The 22,847-nt window shown below is 61.5% G+C and carries 17 protein-coding genes; 8 read left to right on the top strand and 9 right to left on the bottom strand.

The genetic code is table 11. From position 1 onward, the window contains the following. The 4 genes from ACILSO_RS07300 to ACILSO_RS07285 are packed head-to-tail and all read right to left on the bottom strand — an operon-like array spanning window position 1 to window position 5,738. Window positions 1–1,128 (bottom strand): AMP-binding protein, encoded by a 1,128-nt coding sequence (locus ACILSO_RS07300; protein ID WP_395736722.1) that lies wholly within the window; start codon window positions 1,126–1,128, stop codon window positions 1–3. Further along, on the bottom strand, window positions 1,113–2,078 hold the full coding sequence (locus ACILSO_RS07295) for a hypothetical protein (RefSeq protein ID WP_395736721.1): 966 nt from the start codon (window positions 2,076–2,078) through the stop codon (window positions 1,113–1,115). The genes ACILSO_RS07300 and ACILSO_RS07295 overlap by 16 nt, the downstream gene beginning before the upstream one ends. Window positions 2,079–2,091: 13 nt before the next feature. Continuing rightward, window positions 2,092–2,988, bottom strand: coding sequence for a 1,4-dihydroxy-2-naphthoate polyprenyltransferase (locus tag ACILSO_RS07290; protein WP_395736720.1), 897 nt, complete (start codon window positions 2,986–2,988; stop codon window positions 2,092–2,094). Then, on the bottom strand, window positions 2,985–5,738 hold the full coding sequence (locus tag ACILSO_RS07285; protein WP_395736719.1) for a PVC-type heme-binding CxxCH protein: 2,754 nt from the start codon (window positions 5,736–5,738) through the stop codon (window positions 2,985–2,987). The genes ACILSO_RS07290 and ACILSO_RS07285 overlap by 4 nt, the downstream gene beginning before the upstream one ends. A 144-nt stretch (window positions 5,739–5,882) precedes the next feature. On the opposite strand from ACILSO_RS07285, the gene ACILSO_RS07280 reads away from it, so the two are divergent. Continuing rightward, window positions 5,883–8,117: a transglutaminase family protein gene (locus ACILSO_RS07280; protein WP_395736718.1), complete on the top strand. Its 2,235-nt coding sequence runs from the start codon at window positions 5,883–5,885 to the stop codon at window positions 8,115–8,117. A 311-nt stretch (window positions 8,118–8,428) separates the two neighbouring features. Here ACILSO_RS07280 and ACILSO_RS07275 read toward each other — a convergent pair whose 3' ends face one another. Then, window positions 8,429–9,289 carry a hypothetical protein gene (locus tag ACILSO_RS07275; RefSeq protein WP_395736717.1) on the bottom strand — a complete coding sequence of 287 codons (861 nt, stop codon included), beginning with the start codon at window positions 9,287–9,289 and terminating at the stop codon, window positions 8,429–8,431. 92 nt (window positions 9,290–9,381) lie between these two features. Here ACILSO_RS07275 and ACILSO_RS07270 point away from each other — a divergent pair, with 92 nt between their 5' ends. Together ACILSO_RS07270 and ACILSO_RS07265 are read left to right on the top strand one after the other, a co-directional pair. Continuing rightward, window positions 9,382–10,353 (top strand): L,D-transpeptidase, encoded by a 972-nt coding sequence (locus ACILSO_RS07270; RefSeq protein ID WP_395736716.1) that lies wholly within the window; start codon window positions 9,382–9,384, stop codon window positions 10,351–10,353. 168 nt (window positions 10,354–10,521) lie between these two features. Continuing rightward, a complete protein-coding gene (locus tag ACILSO_RS07265) occupies window positions 10,522–11,937 on the top strand; it encodes a M81 family metallopeptidase (protein ID WP_395736715.1) in 1,416 nt (471 codons plus the stop codon). 284 nt (window positions 11,938–12,221) lie between these two features. Here the strand turns inward: ACILSO_RS07265 and ACILSO_RS07260 are convergent, their stop codons facing one another. Beyond that, window positions 12,222–12,365, bottom strand: a complete 144-nt coding sequence (locus ACILSO_RS07260; protein ID WP_395736714.1) for a hypothetical protein — start codon at window positions 12,363–12,365, stop codon at window positions 12,222–12,224. On the opposite strand from ACILSO_RS07260, the gene ACILSO_RS07255 reads away from it, so the two are divergent. Beyond that, on the top strand, window positions 12,364–13,821 hold the full coding sequence (locus tag ACILSO_RS07255; RefSeq protein WP_395736713.1) for a prenyltransferase/squalene oxidase repeat-containing protein: 1,458 nt from the start codon (window positions 12,364–12,366) through the stop codon (window positions 13,819–13,821). The genes ACILSO_RS07260 and ACILSO_RS07255 overlap by 2 nt on opposite strands. A 198-nt stretch (window positions 13,822–14,019) precedes the next feature. Here the strand turns inward: ACILSO_RS07255 and ACILSO_RS07250 are convergent, their stop codons facing one another. Both ACILSO_RS07250 and ACILSO_RS07245 read right to left on the bottom strand, forming a co-directional pair. Beyond that, the gene (locus ACILSO_RS07250) at window positions 14,020–15,282 is read right to left on the bottom strand and encodes a glutamate racemase (protein WP_395736712.1); all 1,263 of its coding nucleotides are present in this window, start codon (window positions 15,280–15,282) and stop codon (window positions 14,020–14,022) included. Window positions 15,283–15,380: 98 nt separating this feature from the next. Further along, window positions 15,381–16,808, bottom strand: a complete 1,428-nt coding sequence (locus ACILSO_RS07245) for a nucleoside recognition domain-containing protein (RefSeq protein WP_395736711.1) — start codon at window positions 16,806–16,808, stop codon at window positions 15,381–15,383. A gap of 136 nt (window positions 16,809–16,944) precedes the next feature. Between ACILSO_RS07245 and ACILSO_RS07240 the strand changes: the two genes are divergently transcribed. From ACILSO_RS07240 to ACILSO_RS07230, 3 genes are all read left to right on the top strand, one after another. After that, window positions 16,945–17,904: a cobalamin-dependent protein gene (locus ACILSO_RS07240; protein ID WP_395736710.1), complete on the top strand. Its 960-nt coding sequence runs from the start codon at window positions 16,945–16,947 to the stop codon at window positions 17,902–17,904. 43 nt (window positions 17,905–17,947) lie between these two features. After that, window positions 17,948–18,775, top strand: a complete 828-nt coding sequence (locus ACILSO_RS07235; RefSeq protein WP_395736709.1) for a fumarylacetoacetate hydrolase family protein — start codon at window positions 17,948–17,950, stop codon at window positions 18,773–18,775. Between the two features lie 449 nt (window positions 18,776–19,224). Next, entirely contained in the window at window positions 19,225–19,971 is a 747-nt protein-coding gene (locus tag ACILSO_RS07230; protein ID WP_395736708.1) for a hypothetical protein, read from the top strand. A gap of 13 nt (window positions 19,972–19,984) precedes the next feature. Here ACILSO_RS07230 and ACILSO_RS07225 read toward each other — a convergent pair whose 3' ends face one another. Continuing rightward, window positions 19,985–21,091 carry a hypothetical protein gene (locus tag ACILSO_RS07225; protein WP_395736707.1) on the bottom strand — a complete coding sequence of 369 codons (1,107 nt, stop codon included), beginning with the start codon at window positions 21,089–21,091 and terminating at the stop codon, window positions 19,985–19,987. Between the two features lie 161 nt (window positions 21,092–21,252). Here ACILSO_RS07225 and ACILSO_RS07220 point away from each other — a divergent pair, with 161 nt between their 5' ends. Beyond that, window positions 21,253–22,836: an aldehyde dehydrogenase (NADP(+)) gene (locus ACILSO_RS07220; protein ID WP_395736706.1), complete on the top strand. Its 1,584-nt coding sequence runs from the start codon at window positions 21,253–21,255 to the stop codon at window positions 22,834–22,836. Window positions 22,837–22,847: the final 11 nt, after the last annotated feature.

Below are 22,847 nucleotides of genomic sequence, written 5' to 3'. Positions count from 1 at the left end.
TCAAAGCAGCCCCCTCAGCTCGGCGAGTTTAACCTTGCCGAGCTCACTTCGCGGAATCGCCGGCACATGGCGCACATCATGAATGTGCTCCAAAGGTCTCAATAGGTTGTTGAGACTTGTTTGCAGTATTGCGGAATCCGACACACAAGTACCGCTCACCGCGAGCACCAGCTGGCTCTCTTTTCGGCCATCCGGCACATCACACACCGCCGCATCCGCACCACCCAGCCCCAGCTGAAGTTTCAGCGCCTCGATCCGGTCCTGGATCGGCTCCAGCGCCACCAGCTCTCCCAGGATCTTCACGATCCCCGACTCCCGGCCCAAGAACCGCAGGCAGGTTGCACCTGCCGCATTTTGCCACACTTCCACACGGTCGCGCGTCCGCATGCCGCTGGCGGGTATTTCCTCCCAGCGCCAGACGCCACCCTCTTGGATCGCATAGCCTTTGGCCAGGGCCGGGCCGCTCACACTCAGCACGCCCTCCGCGCTGGTGCTCACTTTCCAGATTGGCAGCACCTCCATTCCTCCGCCTGCCTCCCGTTGCGCTGCTACGCCAGAAGCCGTCTCCGTCATCCCATAAGTACGTCGCACCGGCCACCCGAGATCCAGCGCTGCTTGTTCCAGTTCCGGATTCAAAGCCCCGCCTCCGACCAGCACAACGCGCATCGTTCCCGGCGCACGCAGCCCTGCCGCCACCAGATCAAAGACCTGCGTCGGCACCAGGGAAGCCAGCGTAGCGCCAGCCTCGGCGCACTTTTCTACAAAGACCGCGGCATCCCACTTGCCCTCATACTGCGTCACTTTGCTTCCACTTGCCACCGAACGCGCCAGGATGCCGAAGCCGCCCACATGATAAACCGGCAGTGCCAGCAGCCAGTGATCATCTGCAGTGATGCCAAAGTGCGTGTTCACCGCCCGCGCTGAAGTGATCAGCGCCTCCTTTGTCAGCCCCACCCACTTCCGCGTGCCTTCCGTGCCGCTCGTTTGAAAGAAGCACGCATCCTTCATTCTCAGATGTTCGGCTGCATATTCCGCCAGGCTGCGCCCGTCTGCGTCAGCGTGCGCCTGCGCGATCCACACGCTGCCATCCTGCCAGAACTCGGACTGAAGGATCAGAGACGTCTCCATGGCAGCCCCTCCAGCACTTCGCCAAATCCCAGCCCGCCTCCGCTGCGGTCAGCCGACAGATGGCCGCCGTGCGTCGAGATGCGCTCAAAGAACGCATCCTTCTCAAAAAGGTGTTCCGTGCACAGCCCGCAGTAATCCAGAGCCTGCCCTTCAGACCAGGCCACCGCCGCCTCATACGCGGCAAACATCTGCCCAAGTCCATGATCCATCGCCGAAGTCAGCACCAGCGGGTGGTTCGGATGCATCTGCGCCACCGTGCGCCAGTCACGCCGCGCGGGCTTCACCACCACGGCATCAAAACCCTGCGTTCCAGTTTTCCAGGCCTTGTCCAGGGCGAACCGCACACCCCAACGTTGCCTCATGGCCTCCCAGGCCTCGGCATCGTACGGGAAGGGGTCTTCCACGAAGTCCAGCGCGCGATACACCCGCAGCGGCATGAACTCGATGAACTTCCCAAACGTCAGCCGGTCCAGCACGCCATTGAAGTCCACCCGCAGCCGCACACCCTGGGTTTCAAATCGTTTGGCGCAGCCTTCCAGAAAGCGCGTCGTTTCGCCATAATTGGCAAATCCCTTCGCTTTGATGGCGGGCCAGCCTTCCTCCAGAATGCGCTGCATCTGCGGTTCCGTGTCCGTGGCAAAACTCCAGGAGTAATGGCTGCGTGGGATTTCCAGCCCTTCGAACAGGCTCACGCCGGCACGTCGTGCAGCACCATCCAGCTCCGCGCAGCGCAGTGCCATTGCTGTAACTGGAGTGGTGATGCCGTCGCCGAGCAGGCGCAGTTGCTCCTCCACGGGTGGATCGCCAAATTCCGGCCAGGGATGCACGCAGCCGTAGCCGCCATCCACAAAGATCAGCGCCCCGGCAAACACCCGCCGCATCGATACCGCATTCAGCGCCACGCCGCTGCGCAGGAGGTATTCGTGAACGTAAATCGGGGAGGACTGCATGCGGGAAGATACGTCAGCGCATGGCTTCCGGTGCATGCACAATGCCCCAGCACATCAGTCCTGCGAACATCAGCAGCTGACCTCCGCTCATGGCCAGCAGGCGGTTGTGGCCAGGGCCGGGCGGTTCGGCGATGACGCGCCAGCAGACGAACAAGCCGATGGGCAGGGTGATCAGGGGCAGGGAGAAGGCGCGCGGCCAGCCTTGATGGAACCAGTAGATCCCCACCAGGTGGGCGGTGACGATGAGCAGCACGATCTCCGCCCGCGCAAAGCCCACTCCTAGCCGCACCGCGAGCGTTTTCTTGCCCGTCTGACTGTCTTCCGCAACATCGCGCAAGTTGTTGATGGCAATCAAGACCGTGCTTAGGCAGCCGATTTGAAAACCTGCGACCACGGCGGATTCCAGCCATTCGCCGGTTTGCACAAAGGCCGTGCCCGTCACGGCGACGAGACCGAAAAACAAGATCACGAACAGCTCGCCCAGTCCGCGATAAGCCAGCGGCATCGGGCCGCCGGTGTAGCCGAAGCAGAAGTAGAGAGATGGCAGGCCGATGAAGAGGATCGGCAGACCACGTGCCTGAAACAGCGGCACCGCGAGCAGCGTGGCCACGCCGAGCATCAGCCATGCCGCGATGTTCACTGTGCGTGCTGAAGCCGCCCCACTGGCCGTGATACGCCGCGGACCGATGCGTGCCTGCGTATCGGCACCTTTGATGGAATCCAGCGCATCATTGAAGAAATTCGTGGCAATCTGCAGCGCCCCGCAGCTTCCCAGCGTGCAGAACGCCAGCCACCAGTCGAACCTGCCGGATATCTTGGAGGCCAGCGCACAACCGACCACCACCGGCGCGATGGCCGCCCCAAGAGTCTTGGGGCGTGCAGCGGAGATCCAGTCGAAGATCGAAGTCATTTGGGCATTTCCACCTGGCCGTTCGACATCAGGTAAGCGATGAGGTTTTTGACGTTTTCGTCTCCAAGCGCCGTGAGGAGACCTTCGGGCATGAGGGAGACGGGAAGCTGCTCCTGCTTCACGATCTGGGTGCGCTCGATGGTGAGACGTTCGGCGGGTGTTTGCACCGTGAGGGTGCGTTCGGTCTGCTCGGGGATGACGCCGGTGATGGTGCGGCCGTCTTTGAGATTGAGGACGCTCACGCGGAAGTCAGCGGGGACGACGGCGCTGGGGTCGAGGATGTTTTCGAGGAGGTACTTCAGGTTGTGGCGGTCGCTGCCGGTGAGTTCGGGGCCGATGGCACCGCCCTGGCCGTAGAGCTTGTGGCAGGCAGCGCAGGCGGCGGTGAAGATCATGCGGCCTTTGGAGGGATCCGCTTTCTTCAGGGTGTCTGCGGTGAGGAAGCCTTCCCATTTGGCGAACTCGGCTTTCTTGGCTTCCGGGGTGTCGCGGATCTCGCCCCAGGCTTCGGTGAGGAGTTTGGTCAGCGATTCATCGCCGAGGCTGCGGATCTGGCGTGCCTGGAAAGGAGAGAGAGCCGAGGTGGGGACTTTCTTGGCTTTGATCGCTTCGAGCAGTGCTTTTGCATAGCTGGGGCGGGAGGTCAGGGTGGCCACGGTGGCGGCCTGCTGCTCTTCGCTGCGGCCCGGCCAGGGATTGAGCATGGCCTTGGGGATGTTTGGGTCATCGTAGGCGGCCAGTGCGCTGCGGGAAACGGTGCCCAGCACCTTGTCATTGATGAGCCCACGAATGACGGGCAGCAGCTCCGGCTTGGCGGTGCGGCTGAGGCTCTTGAAGGCGTTGAGGCGCGCGTTGGCATCGCCCTCGGCATTTTTCACGATGGCGACGAGTTCGTCCGCAGCGCGACCGCTGCCGAAGACGGCGGAGAGGTTGCGTGTGAGTCTAATGGTATTGTCGCTGCCGTCACCTATAAGAAACTTTTCCAGCGCATCCCAACCTTTCGGTTTTTTCGCGTTGCTGAAACCGTCAAGTCCTGCGGAGAGGCCCTCAAGAACATCGGTTATTACTTTGTCGGATGCTGCCGTGGACATCACTTGTACCAGCGCATTCACCGCTTCCGGCTTCGCTTCAATCATCTCGGCGATGCGGCGTGCTACGAGGCGGCGCACAGTGGGCAGCTTGGCTTCTTTGATCAACTCCACGCCCTTCATGGGATCAGCTGCCACAGCGGGCTCGATGCCATACCAGATCATGAGAGGCTGCTGGCGGTCGTTGGCGTCTTCTTCGTGCTTGGCCAAAGCGGTGGCGATGGGCCAGCGCTGGTCGAACGGCAGGAGCCGCATGTCGGAGGCGGTTTGCAGGCGAATGAGGCCGTCCTTGCTGTCGGCATCCGCCAGTCCGCGCAGTGCGCGAGGAGCGGGACCGGCGCCTTTTTCGTACTGCTGCTGCAGATCCATGCGGGCCCACCAGTTGTTGCTGGCGGAGCGCTCCGCTTTCTTCGACTCCCCATACACAATCTTGTAAATGCGCCCGCTGGTGCGGTGGACGCCGTCGTTGTCGTGGCATTCGCCGCTGTCGCTCCAGTCGGAGACGATGACGTTGCCGTCGGGGCAGGTGAGGAGGTCGATGCCGCGGAACCATTTGTCCTGGGCCTGCATGAAATCGGGAGCGTGCTTGCCGACGTAGCCGCAGCCCTGGCGCTCGAGCTTGTCCATGTTGATGCGGTTGCCGTGGAGGTTGCAGGTGAGGACGGCGCCGTGGTATTCCTTGGGCCAGAGGCCGCCCTGATAGATGAGCATGCCGACGTGGGCGTGGCCGCCGCCGAGTTCGAGGGTCTTGTTGCTGATGCCTTTGCGGATGTCGCTCCAGCTTTCAGAGCCGGTGTCCCAGTGGAAATGGTCGGCGGTTTGCTCGATGATCTCATACACATGCGGATTGAGATGCGTGCCGAACATGCGGCGGTAGTAGGCGCCGGGGATCACGTGCCAGAGGTGGCCGATGACGGTGTTGATCATGAAGAGATCGCCGTTTTCGTTCCAGTCGTGGCCCCAGGAATTCGTGCCGCCGTGGGCAACGGTTTCCAAAATCTTCTGCGTGGGGTGGTAGCGCCAGATGGCGCAGTTCATCTTCACGCGCTTGTCCGCAGGTGTGCCGGGTGCGCCGACGCTGGAGGTGTCTGTGATGCCGTGGCGGCCGTAGAGCCAGCCGTCGGGGCCCCAGCGCAGGCCGTTGACGATGTTGTGGCCGATGGTCTTCACATTGAAGCCGTCGAGCAGCACTTCGGGTTCGCCATCGGGGATGTCATCACCGTTTTTATCCGCGATGAAACTCAAGGTGCCATTGTGCAGCACCCAGACGCCGCCGTAACCGATCTCCACGCTGGTGAGGTAGCTGCCGCCTTCCCAGAAGACCTTGCGGCCGTCGTGTTTGCCATCGCCGTCCTTGTCTTCGAGGATGATGACGCGGTCGCGCAGCTTGGTGTCCCAGCGCATCGGGTTCTCCGCATAGGTGTAGTTTTCCGCGACCCAGAGGCGGCCCTTGGCATCCCAGCTCATGGCGATGGGCTGCTGCACATCCGGCTCCGCGGCGAACACAACGGCTTTGAAGCCCTTGGGCAGCTGCATGGTGCGCGCGACTTCTTCCGCTGGCATGGGATCGCCTTTCTCGGTGTTGAAGGGCTTGGGGAACTCGTCCGCATGCAGCGCGGAGGTTATGAGGGCGAGCAGGGAGAGAAGCGTGGTGGGGCGCATGGGAAGACGGGATTTTTGAAGCGGGGGAGACTAAATCGCAAATGAGAAGGCAAAGCTGGCAGGAAAAGTCGGGGGAGGGGGAACCGATCTCTGATGCACGTAAATGCTCGCATGGTGCGTTTCCTGCATCAGAATCCACCCATCATGCGCCCCTTTTACCTCCTGCTCCTCACCGGCCTGCTGCTGGGCCAGGCAGACGCGGCCCCGAAATCGAAGCCTGTTTCCAAGCCGGTGGCCAAGGCGCCTCCTGCCGCACGCACGGCTGCCGAACTGGCGGAGATGATCCGCCCTTCGCTGGTGAAGATCTCCCAGATGGGCCGGGAAGGCACGGACGGCATCGGTTCTGGATTCATCATCCGAGAGGATGGATTGATCGCGACAAATCTGCACGTCATTGGCGAGGCGAGGCGGCTGCAGATCGAGATGCATGACGGCACGACGCATGAGGTCAGCACGGTGCAGGCCAGCGACAGCCACCTGGATCTGGCGCTGCTGAAGATCGAGGCCAAGGGACTGAAAGCGCTGCCGCTGGGAGATTCCAGCAAGGTGCGGCAGGGGGAGCCTATCGTGGCCATGGGAGCTCCGGAGGGACTGGGATTCAGCATCGTGCAGGGAGTGCTCTCCGCGACGCGTGAGATCGAGGACCGGCAGATGCTGCAGGTGGCGGTGCCGATTGAGCAGGGGAACAGCGGCGGCCCCATGCTGGACATGCAGGGGCGCGTGCTCGGGCTGCTGACGCTGAAGTCTCTGAAGACGGACAATCTCGGCTTTGCCGTGCCGGTGAACGAACTCAAAACGCTGATCGAAAAACCGAATCCGGTGCCGATGTCCCGCTGGCTGACGATTGGGGCGCTGAATCCGAAGCTGTGGAAGACCCATCTGGGGGCGCAGTGGACGCAGCATGCGGGGGTGATTCGTTCCGAGTTTCCGGGGTCGGGCTTTGGCGGGCGGGCGCTGTGCCTTTCCACGCAGAAGGTGCCGGAGGAGAGCTTCGAGATCGCCGCGAACATCCGTCTGGATGATGAATCGGGGGCTGCGGGGCTGGCGTTTTGCTCTGACGGCGGAGACAAGCACTACGGCTTTTATGCCTCGGGCGGGAAGCTTCGCTTCACCCGCTTCAATGGACCGGATGTGTACTCGTGGACCATCCTGGCAGATGTGCCGAGCGATGCCTACAAGCCCGGTGAATGGAATGTGCTGAGGGTGCGGGTGGAGCCGGAGCGAATCGTCTGCTTTGTGAATGGAAAGAAGGTGGTGGAGAGCGATGACACGGGGCTGCGCGGCGGCTCCGCCGGGCTGTGCAAATTCAGGACGACGGTGGCGCAGTTCCGCAACTTCCGTATCGGCACCGACCTTTCTGAGAAGGCGCTGGATCCCGAAGTGGCTTCGAAGATGAGGTCAAAGGTGGAGGAGTTCGTCGCCGATGCGACCAGCTCTGAAAAGACTCTGGAAGGGCTGCTGGAAAGCCCCGCTGCCGCAAAGCGTGTGCTGGTGGAGCAGCGGCGAAAGCTGGAGGAAGAAGCGACCAAGCTGCGGGAGCTGGAGCGCGAGCTGCACCGCCGCGCGATGACGAAGGAAATCCTGGCGGAACTCGCGAAGCCGGAGCCTGAGATCAACCTGCTGCGCTGCGCGCTGCTGCTGGCGCGCCATGACAACCCCGAGGTGGACATCGCCTCCTACCTGACGAGCTTTCGGGCGATGGTGCTGGATCTCAAAGAAGATCCGGAGATCAAGGCGGGGACGATTCCTGCGGTGAAACGCCTGAACCGCTACTTCTTTGAAGAGAATGGATTTCATGGCAGCCGGGGTGACTACTCCAACCTGTCCAACAGCTACCTGAACGAGGTCATCGATGATCGCGAGGGGCTGCCCATCACGTTGAGCGTGCTGTATGTGGAGCTGGCCTCCGCACTGGGCGTGCAGGGAGTGTTTGGTGTGCCACTGCCAGGGAAGTTCATGGTGGGATTTCGCGATGGTCCGGAAGGAGAGCTGCAGCTGGTGGATGTGTTTGAGCATGGCAAGCTGGTGACGGTGGAGCAGGCTGCGCTGGATCTGACGGAGGACGGGCGCTTTCCGGAAGATGCGCTGGCCCCCATCACCAAGCAGGCCGTGCTGCTGCGCATGCTGCGCAATCTGATGAGCAGCGTGTTTGACAACAGCCGGTCACTGCGGGAGTCGCTGCCGTATCTGAACCTGTTTCTGGCGATCGACCCCAAGGCTGCGCCTGAACGGCTCACGCGCGCGCAAATACGCCAGCGGTTCGGAGAGAAGGCGGGAGCGCGTGAGGATGTGAACTGGCTGATCGACAATTTCCCTGAGGGCGGGCCGCCCGAACTGATGCAGCAGCTGGATGTGTGGATGAGGGCACTACAGGAGTGAGTGTGGCGGGATGGAGATGAAGCGGAGCAGGTGGGGTGGGACGTGGAGCGTGAGCAGCGTTGCCATAGGACTGCCGTGGCGTAAGCCCGTCCGTCTGCGAGCGTGAGGCGGGCTTTTTGGAGTGCGAGCGTCCCAGCAGTCGGCGGTTTGTGAGTGCGACAGACACTTTTGTCTGTCGATCAGCACGCGGCGGAGACACGAACCATGCGCGCCTTCCCAGACGTCTGGTTGGCGAACGCTTGAGGGCGTTCGAAGGCTTGGGAGCTTGCGAGAGCGTTGATCGACAGACAGGAGTGTCTGTCGTACTTCAATTAAGGGACGGGTTCGCCGGAGCCGGGGTAGATCCAGCGGATGACCTGGCCGTCGCGGATCTGGGCCTGAGCTTCGGCATCGAGGGGACCGCAGAAGGCGATGGTTTCGTACCAGAGATTGAGGGTCCAGGCGGGCTTGTTGTCGATGGTGGTGGCCTGAGGTGTGCCCCAGCGTTTGATCTTGGCGGGCTTGATGTCGGTGACCTGGCCGGAGCGCATGCTGGCCAGCAGGAGGTCGTAGCTGCCGTCTGCGTTGGCTTTGGGTTTGCCCAGAGCATCCACGGCATGGGGCAGGCTGGCAGCGTTGGAGCCTGACGCGAGCCTTTGCTTCCAGGCGGCTTGTGCCTGCTCGATGCGGCCTTTTTTCCATCGCTCGTAGGAGGCGCGCACCTGGGTGGGCATGTCGGTGTCGTGCACGAAGATCTGCCCGCGAGCCTGGGAAGTCTCCGTGGGGGCGACGAGAAGCACATTGCCCTGAGCGGAGAGAGCGAATGCGGTGGCGCCTGCGGGGAGAGTGGAGGTGCCGGCGGCCATGCGAAGCTGCACGGGCTTGCTGAGCCTGACCTGGCGAGGGAAGGCGGTGGGAGGAAAAACGGTCCAGTTTTTGGTGAGCTGCTCCAGAGGTTCAATCTGTGGCGGGATGAAGCCTGAGCCGGTGTTTCGAGGCTGGGCAGGGGAGTCCGGGAGCGGACGGGAGATCGGAGCGGCATGGATGGAGATGGGACGCGCAGGGGTCTCGTCCGGTGGCAGAATCAGCGGAGGATTTTCAAAGACGATGCGGCGGCCTGCAGGCGTGACGAAGCGATCATAGATCAGAAACGCCGACACAAAGATCAGCAGGGTGATGAAAAGCGCTTTCATGGCTTAGGCCAAGCTAAGCAACAGAACGGATGGAGGCAAGGGCGTGCGCAGCCTTGCTCATTACGGAAGGCGAATTAGCATGGGGGGAATCAATGCTGAAACACCTCCTGCTGCTCTGCCTGTTTACTGCTGCCGCCCAGGCTCAAGACCTGGGCCCGGCCAAGGATGATCCGTCCGTGCCCAAGGACAGGGACACGATTTTACGCATCCAGATTTTTTTGGACAAACATCTCTTTGGCCCCGGCAAGCTGGATGGGGCGATCGGTGAGTTCACCTACAAGGCGGTGGTGAACTACAACTATGCGCACGGATTCAAGGACCTGTACAACTGGACGCGCATTCAGGAGGCTGCGGAGGCGGAGGTGCCTGTCATTTTTGCTGCATTTAAAGTGCAGCCCGAACTTCCCAAGTATGTGACGCCTGAACTCCCGGAAGACTATGAGAAAGCATCGGTCTATCCCTTCATGGCGTATCGCAGCATGCTGGAGCTGATTGCGGAGCGCTTTCATACCGATGAATCTTTTCTGGGGGTGATCAACCCCGGGAAGAACCTGGCCACGCTGAAGCCTGGAAGCATCATCGTGGTGCCGAATGTGAAGTCGTTTCGGATCGAGGACATCAAACCGATGCAGAGCTTCAAGACGGACAAGCTGCTGAGCAGCCGGACGATCGTGGTGGACACCACCGAGCGCATGGCGGCGATCTACAGCGACAAGGAGGAGATGCTGGCGGCGTTTCCCATCACGCCGGGCAAGCCGCAGTTCATCCCCGTAGGCACGTGGAAGGTGATGACCATGATGGCCACGCCGACCTTCCGCTACGACAAGCAGTTTCTCGAAGAAGGGGTGCGCGGTGAGGAGGCGTTTCAGATTCCCCCGGGGCCGAACAGCCCGATCGGCGTCATCTGGTGCGGGCTTAGCAAGTCGGGCATCGGCCTGCATGGGACGGCGATGCCGAGAACGATTGGGCGTACGCGCAGTGCGGGGTGTGTGCGGTTTGCGAACTGGGATGCGATACGACTGCCGCAGCTGATTCGGCCGGGGACGAGGGTGATTGTGAGGTAGGCAGAAGTCTTGCTGGAAGGGCCATCCTCGTCCGCGCTTTGGGTGAGGCGTGAGCGTGTGGCAGTGAGGATGATCCTACTCCTGGCGAAGGTTCTGCGCTGGTTTCAGGTAAATGAGGGGCTGCAAACTGCGTAGAAGACGGCGAGGTTTTCTTCACTACTTTCCATCATGCGCATTCTCATCGCCGGCCTTTTTCACGAGACACACACCTTTCTCGACGGACTCACAACGCTTGCTGATTTTCAAATCAGGCGTGGGAATGAAATGTGGGCCAGCAAGGGGGACGCGTCGCCGCTGGGCGGGGTGCTTGAGCTGGCGGATGAATTTGGGTGGGAGATGATTCCGGCGGCGGATTATCGCGCGCAGCCTTCGGCAACGGTGGCGGATGAGGTGATTGAAGAGTTTTGGAGAGACATTGCGCCTGCGGCGGCGAAGGCTGACTATGATGCGGTGTATCTGGTGCTGCATGGGGCGATGGCTTCGCAGACGATTCCGGACGTGGAGGGGGAAGTATTGCGCCGGCTGCGTGGGCTGACGAAGGCGCCTGTTTTTGGTGTCTTTGATCTGCATGCGAATTTTTCACCGCAGATGGCCGAGCTGGCGGACTGCCTGGTGGGATATCGTGAGAATCCGCACACCGATGCGCGTGAGGCGGGATTGATTGCGGCACGGCTGCTGCATCGGTGCCTGGGCACGGGGCTGCGTCCACGCATGCAGCTGCGGCAGCCTGGCCTGAACTGGCCGCCGACGGGTACGGCGACGGCGAAAGATCCGATGCTAACGCTGGAGACAAGGGCACGGCAGTTTGAGGCAGAGGATGATGCGCTGTGGGCGATGAACGTTGTGGCGGGCTTCAGCTTTGCGGATACGCCGGACACGGGAGTGAGCTTTGTGGCCTGCACGACGGCGGATGCCAAGGTGCAGCTGGATGCACTGGAACGCTGCGCTCAGGACCTCAATCATCTCGCGCAGATCGTCGATCCGCCTGCGGATGAAGTGCTGGCACAGCTCAAGCCGCTGCCAGCGGGCTTGACGGTGCTGGTGGAGCCTGCGGACAACATCGGAGGCGGTGCACCGGGTGATTGCACGGGGCTGCTGCGTGCGCTGATCCGGCATGGGATTGAGAATGCGGCTGTCTGCATTGCGGATGCGCAAAGCGTGAGTGAACTCGAGGCGGGGGCACGCACGATCAAGCTCGGTGGGAAGGGCAGCAGGCTGGATGCAGGGCCGCTGGAACTGGAGGTGGAGCTTGTGGCGCTGAACGATGGACGGTTTCAACTGGAGGACAAGAACAGCCATCTGGCGAGCATGTGCGGGGATGTGTTTGACATGGGCCGCTGTGCTGTGGTGAAGCATGCGGGGCTGACGATTCTCATCACGAGTGTGAAGACGCCGCCGTTTGATCTGGGGCAGTGGCACAGCCAGGGGATCGCGGTGGAGAAGCTGTCGGCAGTTGCGGTGAAGGCTGCGGTGGCGCATCGGCGTGCGTATGACAAGATCGCGGCGCGGATGCTGTGGGTGGATACGCCGGGGCCGTGCAGCAGCAATCTGGCGGCGCTGCCGTATCGGCATTTGAAGCGGTGAGCGGGGTGCGACGAACGTTGGTTTTCGCCACCGTGATAGCAGCAGACCATGCGTGGAAGACTGATGCTTTCGTCGGCTGGGTGGAATTTTTTGAGAACGTGGGGAATGGCGGTGGCGCTGACCGACAGACTGGAGTGTCTGTCGTACTTCAGCCCCCTGACGATAAGTTGATCCCAAGAGAAATTTAAGTGCGGCGTCATGCGGTGTGAACATCACGCTGTCATGAACCCGAACGATCCTCATCAGCCTCCCGTGTATCAAGTTCCACCCGGATGGGAGAGGTTTCAGCCGCCAGCGGTGGCCGAGCCTGTCTTGCAAGCGGTGCAGGTGGAGGATGCTTCGCCGTCATCGAGTGCGCCTGCGCGAGGTGCGAAGCGGTCTTCTCCGTTGGTGCGAATCTGGCGGCAGATGGGCGGAGGGTCGCTCATGCTGAGCATTGCCGTGCATGTGGGGATGTTGCTGCTGGCGGGGGTGATTTTGGTGGGAACGCAGATGACGAAGAAGGAGATCGATTTTATTCCTGCGGGGCAAACGCAGGCCGGTGTGGAAGCTTCGCAAGCCCTGGAGCATCGCGTGAGCACCAAGCGGCAAACTTCAATGGCGAAGAAACAGCCGCAGACACGCCTTGCAGCGATTGGCGGCGGTGGTGTTCCTATCATGACAGATGCAGGAGACGTGCCTTTGCCAGAGGCCGGGAATGGACTGGCGGACGGAGGGGGCAAGTTGGGAACTGAATCGCTGGGGGGAGGAATGAGGGGGACCGGGCTTCCGGCTGTGGTCATGAATCTGCCCAGCACGTTTTTGGGGCGCTGCTCGGTGCAGAATCGTCTGGAAAAACTACGGCAGAATGGTGGCACGCCGGAGTGCGAGTCGGCGGTGAGCCAGTCTCTCGCGTGGCTGAAGACACAGCAGAATGCGGATGGCTCGTGGGGGCGGAACAACAAGGCGGCGATGACGGGGCTGACGCTGCTGTGCTATCTGGGGCGCTGCGAAACTCCGGACTCACCTTTCTATGGCGACAACGTACGCAATGGCATGCTGTATCTGGTGGAACTGTCGCGGAAGAATCCGCAGGGTATTGTGGCGGAGCAGCCGATGTCGAACTCAGCGACGTATGAGCATGGCATCGCGACGTATGCGCTGGGGGAAATGTATTCGTTTTATCGCATGGGAAACAGCAGTCTGCCCGGGCTGCGGGATGCGTTTGAAAAAGGCGTGCAAACCATCATTGCGGAGCAAAACAAGAAGGGGGCGTGGACTTATGGTGGCAAGGATGCGGGGATGCCGTCTGCGTATAACAAGGAGAGCGGTGGCGAGGATTTGTCCGTGACGGGCTGGCAGTTTCAGGCGCTGAAGGCGGCGAAGCATTCGGGTTTGAAAATCGCGGGACTGGATGAGGCGATCAAGCGGTGCTGCACTTATCTGGAATCGAAGCAGACGAAGGATGGCGGCTTCGGCGTGACGAATCGCGATTCACACTACAACCAATGGAGTCTCACGGGCTGCGGGGTGCTGGGTTTGCAGACGCTGGCGCGCAACAAGGCGACTGCGGTGAAAAAGGGAATCCGATTTCTGCGGGAGTTTCTGGCGGACGAGCCGCTGGACTGGGAGCGCAACTGCAATCTCTACTGCTGGTACTATTACACGCAGGCTTTCTTCCAGGCGGGCGGAGATGACTGGCGGTTTTACAACTCCCAGTTCCTGCCGCAGGTGCTGGGAGCGCAGCTGCCAGATGGCTCCTTCAAACGCGGACGGCCGAACTGGCCTGCGGGCGATGCAGCGGATGCGATTTACAGGCAGTGCCTGTGCACCCTGCAGCTCGAGGTTTACTTCCGTTACCTGAAGGTGGCGGATCGCGGCGAGGGATCGTTCTTCGAGCGATGATGGTATTCGTGCCGCATATGAGAAGTACGACAGGCACTCCAGCCCGTCGGTCAGCGTGCGGCAAACAGACTGCATCCACGCGTTGCCTCAAATCGTCTGCATAGCGAAAGCCGGAGATTTTTCGAAGGCTGTGTCAGCCTGCGTGAGCGCTGATCGACAGACAGGAGTGTCTGTCGAACTACCAATCTCCAGGACACCCTACCGGCTTAGACTGCGCCACACGGCGGGCAGTCTTTCGCGCACCAGTTTGGCGCTGTTGGTGGGGATCAATGCGGGAGACATGGGAACATTCTTCGTGTCCTCGAAGTCGAGCTGGCCGGGGCTGCGGGAATACTTGTAGTCTTTGTCGAGGCTGCCATCGCCGGAGAGCTGGATGCCGACTTCCTCCACGCGGGGCACGGAGAGGTAGAACTGGTGCTGCTCGAGGACGCAGACTTCGCCGGACTTCAGCCGCAGTCTTGCCTGAGCGAGTTCCCGGAAGAGTTCGCGGGCGGTGGCTTCGGCGGGGTTCACAAAGGTGCGCTGCTCGGCGATGAGATCGCGAAATGCATCTTCCTTGCGCAGTTCGCCAAAGGCGGTGTCGATTTCATCCCTGGCGAGCGGATAGTGAGTGCAGCCGAGCACGATGGTCTGCAACGGAGAGGTGGGTTTGGAATCGCGATAGGCTTCGGTCAGAGCACGGGCTTCTTTGAGCGCGTAAGCGGCCACCGAGTCAGGAAAGGCGGTGTCTCCCTCGATGGCGCCCGCGAGGGTGGGGCTGCCCTGCTGCGCGATGACGGGCACGCTCTTCCCAGCGCGACCGAGCGTGCTGGTGATGGTGCGGGGATAGACTTTGCTGGAGCAAGTCCCCACGGTGGCGAGGATGCCGATGCCGCCGGTGGTTTTGGATTCCAGAACGCCGCGCGCTCCGGCTTCCACCACGCCGATGACGATGACCGGAAGCTTCCATGCGGCGACGGCTTTGCGAATGTCTTCGAGGCCGTAAGCGGTGGCGGTATTGCAGGCGATGACGATGGCCTTCACCGGGGGCTTGTCATACCTGGGTGAGGTTCCTTGAGCGGGCCAGACGCGGCGGCCCAGCAGGAAGACCGCGTCCTTCACGATGAGTTCGCGCAGGTAGTCGGTGCGGTTCACGGCGGAATAGTTGCCGTAGGGCATGTTGGCCTGGTCGCCGAAGTAGATGAAGCGCTCCTCGGCAAAATCGGGAACTCCATCCGCGCCGGGCTGCAGGGTGGTATTGTTGAAGGCGTCGAGTGTGAGCAGCGCCTCCAGCACGGTGAGTCCGCCGATGCCGGAGTCAAACACGCCGATGGGAAGGTGGCGAGCGGCCTCGGCATCGCTCCAGGCGCTTGCATCAAAGGTGAATGCGGCTTTGCCATCTGCATGGGCGCGCGCGTGCTCGATGAGATCAGCAGCATGAATTGCGGCGGCGAGCAGGAGCAGCGCGGAGAGAATTTTCATGGAAGAGTGGCAAAAGGGGGCCTGAAGATACGCAGCATGCATGCCAATCGATCAGCAAGTCAGCTGGGGAGGGGGCAATTGGGACGATGCCTCATTCGTCACACAAACGCAAACAGCAGCCGTCCGAAGAACACGGCAGCCACCATGCCGACGAAGTCTGCCGTGAGCCCCGCCACGAGCGCATGGCGAAAGCGGCGAATGCCGACGCTGCCGAAATAGACGGTGAGCACGTAGAAAGTGGTCTCGGTGCTGCCGTAGAGAATGCCGGCGGTGAATTTCACCATCTCGCTCAGGTCAGGCCGGGTGAGGATTTCATTGAGGATGCCCTGCGCGCCGGAGCCGCTGAGTGGGCGCATGAGGGCAAGCGAGAGAAGCTCCACCGGAAAGCCGAGGGCATTCAGCACTGGCGCGAGTGCATACTCCAGCAACTGAAAGGCCCCGGATTCGCGCAGGATAGCCAGCACGGCCAGCATGGCTACGAGGTAGGGCATGATGCGCACCGCCACCTGAAAGCCTTCCTTGGCACCATCCACAAATTCTTCATACACCTTCACACCGCGCGCCCAGGCCACACCTACCGCGAGGATGAGGATGGCGGGAATGGCAAGGCCGGAAGCGCCATCCATCACCCGCCGCCATACCGGTGGCTCGGCCTTCTCCTGGGTCGAGGCTGCAGCTTTTGCTTCTTCTTTTTTCAGTGCGAGGGTCTTTTCGGCCTCCGCTTTCCTTTGTGCGGACTGCGCCAGCACTGTCGAGAGGCCGGTTTGATCGAGGATGGTTTTGCGCCAGTGAGGCGGGCCGAGCTCGAGCGCAGAAACGCTGATGAACAGGAGGCCCAGCAGCATGAGCCAGAACCTGGCCAGCGGGGAGATGCCCGCAGTTCTGACGGAAGCGGCCTGGGCCTCTTCGGCGGCGAGTTCATCTGGCTGCGCGGCAAAACCTGGCAGGCGCTGAAAGGTCTTGGCCGCGATCACCGCCGCCGCGGACGCGCAGGCGGTGGCGAGAATGGTGGGAACGATCACACGGAAGCTGTGGCTCACGCCGGCGGCATTGAGGAAATTCATGGCCGTCATCGGGATGAGCGTGAAGGCGCCAGTGTTTAGCGCGAGAAAGGTGATCATCGCATTGCTGGCGCTCTGCTTGTGCGGATTCAGCTCCTGCAGGTGGCCCATGGCCTTCAGGCCCAGCGGCGTGGCGTTGTTGGAGAGGCCCAGCATGTTGGCGGAGAGGTTCATCACCATGGCGCTCATGGCCGTGTGGCCTGTGGGGACATCTGGAAACAATCGGCGGAGCAGGGGAGAGAGCAGGCGCACCACGGCCTCCAGCACGCCGGCCTTTTCCAGCAGGCGCAGAACCCCGAGCCAGAACATCATCATGCCAGCCAGCGGCAGAGCGATGCCCATGACCGCCTTTTCCGCGCCCTTCATCGCGGCATCGATGACACTGGCGTCTCCCGAAATGCGTCCCACCAGGCCCGCAACCAAAAGTCCGATGAAAAGAAGGGTGGCCCAAATGTAGTTCAGCATGGCTGTGGCGGAAAGTGTGACAACGTGGTAGCCAGATGCGGCTGGAATGCGTAAACGTTTCAGCGCCGGCCTCAAGTGCCAAGTACCCATTCGACTTTGCTGCACGTTCCTGTTCCCTCATTCGTTCACTCCATTCATGCCCTGTCCTATCCAGCTCGCCAGCAAGCTCAGCGGTCTCAGCCAGCATGTGATCCGCATCTGGGAGCGGCGCTACAGCGCGCTGAGCCCCAGCCGCACCTGCACCAACCGGCGCATGTACTGTGACGAGGCCGTGAAGCGCCTGAAGCTGCTGAAGATCCTCACGGAGAACGGGCATCGCATCGGCGGGGTGGCGCGGCTGAGCACGGAGGAGCTGGAGCAGCTCGCCCAAGGCACGGTGCCGGTGGCGCGGCCGGTGCCTGCCATTCCGGCAGATCCCGCAACACCTGTGCCAGCGGACGATTTCGTGACGCAGCCTCAGCCGTCGGATCCCGGCCACTACGTAGAAGCCGCCATCGCCGCCGCCAAGCGCTACGACTCTGAGGGTCTGCGCCGTGCGCTGCTGCAGGCCCGGCTGCAGTTTGGCCAGCGCGGCATGCTTCATCAGGTGCTGTGCCCCCTCATCGTCCAGATTGGCAGCAACTGGCAGCACGGAGAACTGCGCGCCGGACACGAGCACATTGCCACGGCGGTAATCCGTGAGCTGCTTTTGACTCCGGTGCCCGGCAGCCAGCTTCCGGCGCATGCCCCTGAACTCGTCGTCGCCACACCGGCGGGGGAATTTCACGAGCTGGGAGCCTTGATTGTGGCCGCTTCGGCGCGCGACCTCGGATGGTACGTAACTTATCTCGGCCCGAATTTGCCGGTGGAGGAGATCGCAGCATGCGCCCTCGCCCGGCACGCCAAAGCGGTGGCGCTGAGTGTGGTGTACCCTGAAAACTGTCCGGTCATTGTGGAAAAACTCCGCCGCATGCGCGAACTGCTGCCCCCTTCCGTGCGCTTCATCGTGGGCGGGCGGGCGTCAGACGGCTACCGCGCCAGCCTTCCCGATGAAAACATTCAGTGGGTGAACTGCCTGCACGGCCTGGACGAAGCCCTCTGCAAGAATCAGCGCTGAGGCCGGTTGCACACGCTGAATGCCGCCTCTAGTTTGCGTTCCCATGCTTCTCTACCGCACCACCACTGGCAGCTACATTCAGACCGCGAACTCATGGCACGCCGTGCCTGAATCCAACTGGGACGCACTGCTCGAAATCGTGGGCCTGTCCGCCTATCTTGCGCAGATTGCCGCCAGCTCGGCACCCGTGGCTGCGCCGGCACCGGACACCATCCTGGCCCCCATCGTTTCCCAGGAAGTGTGGGCCGCGGGCGTCACGTATTTCCGCAGCCGCACCGCCCGCATGGAGGAGAGCAAGGACGCCGGCGGCGGCAGCTTCTACGACCGCGTGTATGCGGCTGAGCGCCCCGAGATTTTCTTCAAGGCCACTCCGCAGCGCGTCGCGCACCCCGGCCAGCCCATGCATCTCCGCAGCGACTCAAAGTGGATGGTGCCCGAGCCAGAGCTCACCCTCTGCATCAACAGCCGTGGCGAGATCATCGGCTACACGGTTGGCAACGACCTCTCCTGCCGCGACATCGAGGGAGAGAACCCGCTCTATCTGCCGCAGGCGAAGTGCTTCAAGCTCTGCGCCGCGCTCGGCCCTGCCATTCTCATTCAAAACGAAGCGCCCGCGCCGACGACGCGCATTCATCTGCAGATCGACCGCGCCGGAGCCGCGGCCTTTGAAGGAGAAACCACCGTCTCCCAGCTCAAGCGCACGCCCACGGAACTCGCCGGCTTCCTTTTCCGCGACAACACCTTTCCCACTGGCACCTTCCTCATGACGGGCACCGGCATCGTCCCTGGCGATGAGTTCACACTTCAAAGCGGGGATGTCATGAGCATCACCATCGAAGGCATCGGCACGCTGGTGAATCCGGTGGGGTGAAGGAGCGCGGAATTTATTCCGCGGCACTCCGCAAACGCCAGTCTTCTCCCGGTGGTGCATGAGCCCGGGACGACTGGTCGCCAGCGGCGGAAATGAAATCAGGAGCATCCTCTCTTCATCACCGCGTGCGACCGTTATTCGTAAACGTTCCCACGCAGCGCTGCCCAAGGATGCTCCTCTCCGCCTGGGTATAGTGTGGAGGGGGCGCGTCCGGGTCACGCTCTTCGTAGGGGACGCAGCTCGACACGGACAATGCACTCACGGCGGTCATCAGTACTAACAATGCCTGCATCGTCGGGAGGGAAATGAGCTGTTTCATGGGTGTAAACCGGTTGGTTGCTGGCTGAAACGAAATCCACGCGCTCCTCTTGCTCTTATAGGCTCATTATTTCTTAATGAATAAAGCATTTCACATTGCGTCGGATGCAGCTTCAATCTGCCGACCTTCCATGAATGCGCTTAGTATCCCGCTGGTATTCGCCGTCATGCTCGCCGCGGGCTGTGCTTCACGCCCGAGCGTGGCCGTCACCAGCAGTCTCGGCTCGCATGCCCTGAAAGGCAGGACGGTTGCGGTGGGAGGTTTCGCCGCCAGGGATGTCATGACCTACCCGGGACAGACGGCGGAGGCACTGATTGTATGCGATGCGGGGAAGGCGCTGCGGCATCGCTTCAAACATTCCTACGCCATGACGGCGGAGGCCACCTGGTCCGTCGCCGGGCCGCCTGCCACCAAGGTCAACCTCGGCATCCCGCTCACGCTCGGCCACAAGCCCACCCCGGACTTCATGAGGAGGACGCGAGCTGAAGGTGTGGATTACCTGCTGTGGATTGACCTTTTGGAGAACTCGGTGGGAAAGGCCAGCAAGCAGTGGGTGTCCACTCGCAGCAGCAGATCGCTCTCGAACAGCGGCAGCAGAAGCAGGTCAACGAACGTCTATCCCAACACGCTCACCACCGTTGTCGCCTACCATCGCTCCGAATCCGCGAGCCGCAGTCTCGGCGCCAGCTACACCCTGCTGGACACGGCCACTGGCAGGACGGTGTGGCGGGCGGACTCCAAACTCTCCGGGGAGAACGTGAACTACTCCCAGTCTCCCACCGGATACCCCGCGCCACCGCGCGTGCCTTTGCCTCCGGAGGAAGATGTGCTCATGAAGCGCATGACGGCTGCGGCGATTGATGCGCTGCCGAAGTGAGGGAAGCAAACGTTCAAACTTCGGCCTGTCTGACGGCCGATTTGCCGGAGGAATCTTGGTAAATTTCCCAGATGCCGTGTTTGTCTGGGGAATAGATTTCAAACCTTCCATCCGGCAGGCGGAACAACCTGTCCACAGGGTGATTTGATGTGGTCAAACGGGGCTTCCGGGCCTGTCCGTAATGGATGCGCTTCGGGTGGTTTACAGCCATCAGGACCAGTTCATGCCGCACATTACACGGATTCCGGCCGGGATGGTCAACTGCGAATCGATCCCGAATGTGTTCCAGGCTCGCAGGTCCATCGAGTTTCATCAGCGTTTCCAACACCAACTGCCAATTTGAGGGGCGTGCGTCCGGTGGAGTGCCCACCTGCTTTTGTGGCGCTTCCGGTGGCTCCAGATCGGGTGCTAAAAGTCTCCGTACGTCTCGCTTGGCTATGATGGTGTCTTGGGATGGCTCCTTCAGCATTTCCGCGTCAGCACCGGCATGATCCAAACCATCCACATGAAAGCAGAGCGAGCGAAAACTCTCCGGCTCCTGGGTGTAGTCGCTCCAATGGGCGGTGTAACTTTGGCGCAGCTGGATTGGCTGCTCCCGTCCCTTGATGCTTCCCTGGCCTGCACTCGGGTGCCACCTGAGCGTGCCTTGAAAGAGGCGGTTATCTGTCAGCTTAAATTGCTCATCGATGCTCGGCTTGGAACGGGACGGAGGTTGCGCCCAGTAGCGAGAATCATTGCTGACTACGATCACAAAGCCTTCTGAATTCGGCGTCTTGCCTACAAAGTTTTCAATCCGGCACAGATCCTTGAGGATGTCGTAGGCTCCCTGATCAGTGGCTCCCTGATTTTTGAGTTCAAAAAGCTCTCCCTTGTAATGGTGGCGCGCCTCACGTGTTTTGTATTTCAATTCGAGATAGACGACACGCTCACCTGACCGGACGATCAGATCCACATAGCGCCGCTCTGAATTGAGAGGAAGCGGAACCTCAAGGCGAATATCGAGGCTGGAGTCGATGTGCCGCAGCTCCCAGGCAAGCGCATGCTGAAAGTCGGCCTCCGAATGGAAGATGGGGCGATGCTTGGACAGGCTGGCCATGGCTCGGGCGATGGTGATTTTCATGCTTCATTTCCTTGGCAGTGCTAGGTGTTCGTGATCAACTCGTAAAAGCTAACAACTTTAAGAATTGAGGAGTGGGAGACTGGCTGGTTTGGGCGGGCCTCGCCTTGCCCACGCACGAATGCTGGACGAAACCGCATTTCTCTTTTAGAGACTCACCAACCATGACACTCACTGGACATCACTTCATCGCAGGCCGCGAAGCGGCTCCTCACGGCCATCTGTTTTACGCCTATAATCCCACCACCAGCGCCCAGCTGGAGCCTGCGTTTGGAGATGCCACCCATGCCGAGGCTGATGAAGCCATGCAGGCGGCGGATGGCGCCTTTGACGCCCTGCGTTTCGCCACACCAGAGACTCGTGCGACCTTGCTCGACACCATCGCGGATGAAATCACCGCCTTGGGAGATGCGCTGCTGGAGCGTGCACATGCGGAGTGCGCCCTGCCCATGGCCCGCCTCACGGGAGAGCGCGGTCGTGCGATCGGCCAGCTCAAGCTTTTTGCCGCGCTGATCCGTGAAGGCTCGTGGGCCACTCCCTGCGTGGACCACGCCATCCCGGACCGCCAGCCGTTGCCAAAGCCGGATGTGCGCCGTGTGATGATGCCGATAGGCCCTGTCGTCGTCTTTGGTGCCAGCAATTTCCCCTTCGCCATCGGTGTCATCGGCACGGACACGGTCTGTGCACTTGCGGCGGGCTGCCCGGTCGTGGTCAAGGGGCACCCCGCGCACCCCGGCACCTGCGAGATGCTGACGCGCGCGGTGCTGAATGCTCTGCACAAAGTGGGTCTGCCTGCGGGATGTTTCTCCCTTCTGCATGGCAAGTGCAATGACATCGGCACCACGCTGACCAAGCACCCGCTTACACAGGCGGTGGCTTTCACTGGTTCGCTCCGAGGCGGCCGTGCCCTCATGGACGTGGCTGCGGCCCGCCCTCACCCGATTCCCGTCTATGCGGAAATGGGTTCCGTGAATCCGGTCTTCGTGCTGCCAGGTGCTCTGAAAGAGCGTGCCTCGAAAATCGCGGAAGCCTACATTGGTTCGGTGACGATGGGGGTTGGGCAGTTCTGCACCAATCCAGCCGTCGTCCTCGGCCTGAAGAGCGATGGCTTGAACCAGTTCATCAGCAATGCCGCCGCCCTCGCGGGCAAAGTGGCGCCGCAGACGATGCTGCATCGCGGCATCTGCGAAGCTTACGATGCCGGCACCGCCGTGTGGCAGACCGTCAAGGGGCTTCAGCTTGCCGGGCAGTCGGAAACCGCGCCGAGTGAAAAAGCTTCCCAGGCCGCCTGCCGCATCTTCACCACTTCGATCGATGTGCTGGAGTCCAATGAAGAACTTCGTCGCGAGGTCTTCGGTCCGTGCTCCATCATCACCCAATGTGCCGGGCTCGACGACATGCTGCGCTACGCAAACAGCCTCGAAGGACAGCTCACCGCCACCCTGCACGGAACTGAGCAGGATCTGCGCGACTTCGCCCCGCTCGTGCGTGTGCTGGAGCGCAAGGTGGGCCGCATCATCTTCAATGGATTCCCCACCGGCATTGAGGTCTGCCCCTCCATGCACCACGGCGGTCCGTACCCAGCCGCCAGCCATAGCTTCTTCACCAGCATCGGCTCTGGAAGCATCTACCGCTTCGTGAGGCCTGTGTGCTACCAGGGCTTCCCGGAAGAAGCGCTGCCTGAACTCCTAAAGGACGCGAATCCACGAGGCGCGATGAGGATTGTTGATGGCGCTCTGACGCGGTAAAAGAAAGTACT

The organism is Prosthecobacter sp. (genome assembly GCF_044226605.1).
Taxonomy (GTDB): Bacteria; Verrucomicrobiota; Verrucomicrobiia; order Verrucomicrobiales; family Verrucomicrobiaceae; genus Prosthecobacter.
Note: the sequence above shows the minus strand (reverse complement) of the source record. Positions and strands in the feature narration are given on the sequence as shown.

Bases quoted from the DNA above. Each gene is read 5' to 3' on its own strand.
- ACILSO_RS07300 (WP_395736722.1), bottom strand. From the start codon at position 1,128: ATGGAGACGTCTCTGATCCTTCAGTCCGAGTTCTGGCAGGATGGCAGC.
- ACILSO_RS07295 (WP_395736721.1), bottom strand. From the start codon at position 2,078: ATGCAGTCCTCCCCGATTTACGTTCACGAATACCTCCTGCGCAGCGGC.
- ACILSO_RS07290 (WP_395736720.1), bottom strand. From the start codon at position 2,988: ATGACTTCGATCTTCGACTGGATCTCCGCTGCACGCCCCAAGACTCTT.
- ACILSO_RS07285 (WP_395736719.1), bottom strand. From the start codon at position 5,738: ATGCGCCCCACCACGCTTCTCTCCCTGCTCGCCCTCATAACCTCCGCG.
- ACILSO_RS07280 (WP_395736718.1), top strand. From the start codon at position 5,883: ATGCGCCCCTTTTACCTCCTGCTCCTCACCGGCCTGCTGCTGGGCCAG.
- ACILSO_RS07275 (WP_395736717.1), bottom strand. From the start codon at position 9,289: ATGAAAGCGCTTTTCATCACCCTGCTGATCTTTGTGTCGGCGTTTCTG.
- ACILSO_RS07270 (WP_395736716.1), top strand. From the start codon at position 9,382: ATGCTGAAACACCTCCTGCTGCTCTGCCTGTTTACTGCTGCCGCCCAG.
- ACILSO_RS07265 (WP_395736715.1), top strand. From the start codon at position 10,522: ATGCGCATTCTCATCGCCGGCCTTTTTCACGAGACACACACCTTTCTC.
- ACILSO_RS07255 (WP_395736713.1), top strand. From the start codon at position 12,364: ATGCTGAGCATTGCCGTGCATGTGGGGATGTTGCTGCTGGCGGGGGTG.
- ACILSO_RS07260 (WP_395736714.1), bottom strand. From the start codon at position 12,365: ATGAGCGACCCTCCGCCCATCTGCCGCCAGATTCGCACCAACGGAGAA.
- ACILSO_RS07250 (WP_395736712.1), bottom strand. From the start codon at position 15,282: ATGAAAATTCTCTCCGCGCTGCTCCTGCTCGCCGCCGCAATTCATGCT.
- ACILSO_RS07245 (WP_395736711.1), bottom strand. From the start codon at position 16,808: ATGCTGAACTACATTTGGGCCACCCTTCTTTTCATCGGACTTTTGGTT.
- ACILSO_RS07240 (WP_395736710.1), top strand. From the start codon at position 16,945: ATGCCCTGTCCTATCCAGCTCGCCAGCAAGCTCAGCGGTCTCAGCCAG.
- ACILSO_RS07235 (WP_395736709.1), top strand. From the start codon at position 17,948: ATGCTTCTCTACCGCACCACCACTGGCAGCTACATTCAGACCGCGAAC.
- ACILSO_RS07230 (WP_395736708.1), top strand. From the start codon at position 19,225: ATGAATGCGCTTAGTATCCCGCTGGTATTCGCCGTCATGCTCGCCGCG.
- ACILSO_RS07225 (WP_395736707.1), bottom strand. From the start codon at position 21,091: ATGAAAATCACCATCGCCCGAGCCATGGCCAGCCTGTCCAAGCATCGC.
- ACILSO_RS07220 (WP_395736706.1), top strand. From the start codon at position 21,253: ATGACACTCACTGGACATCACTTCATCGCAGGCCGCGAAGCGGCTCCT.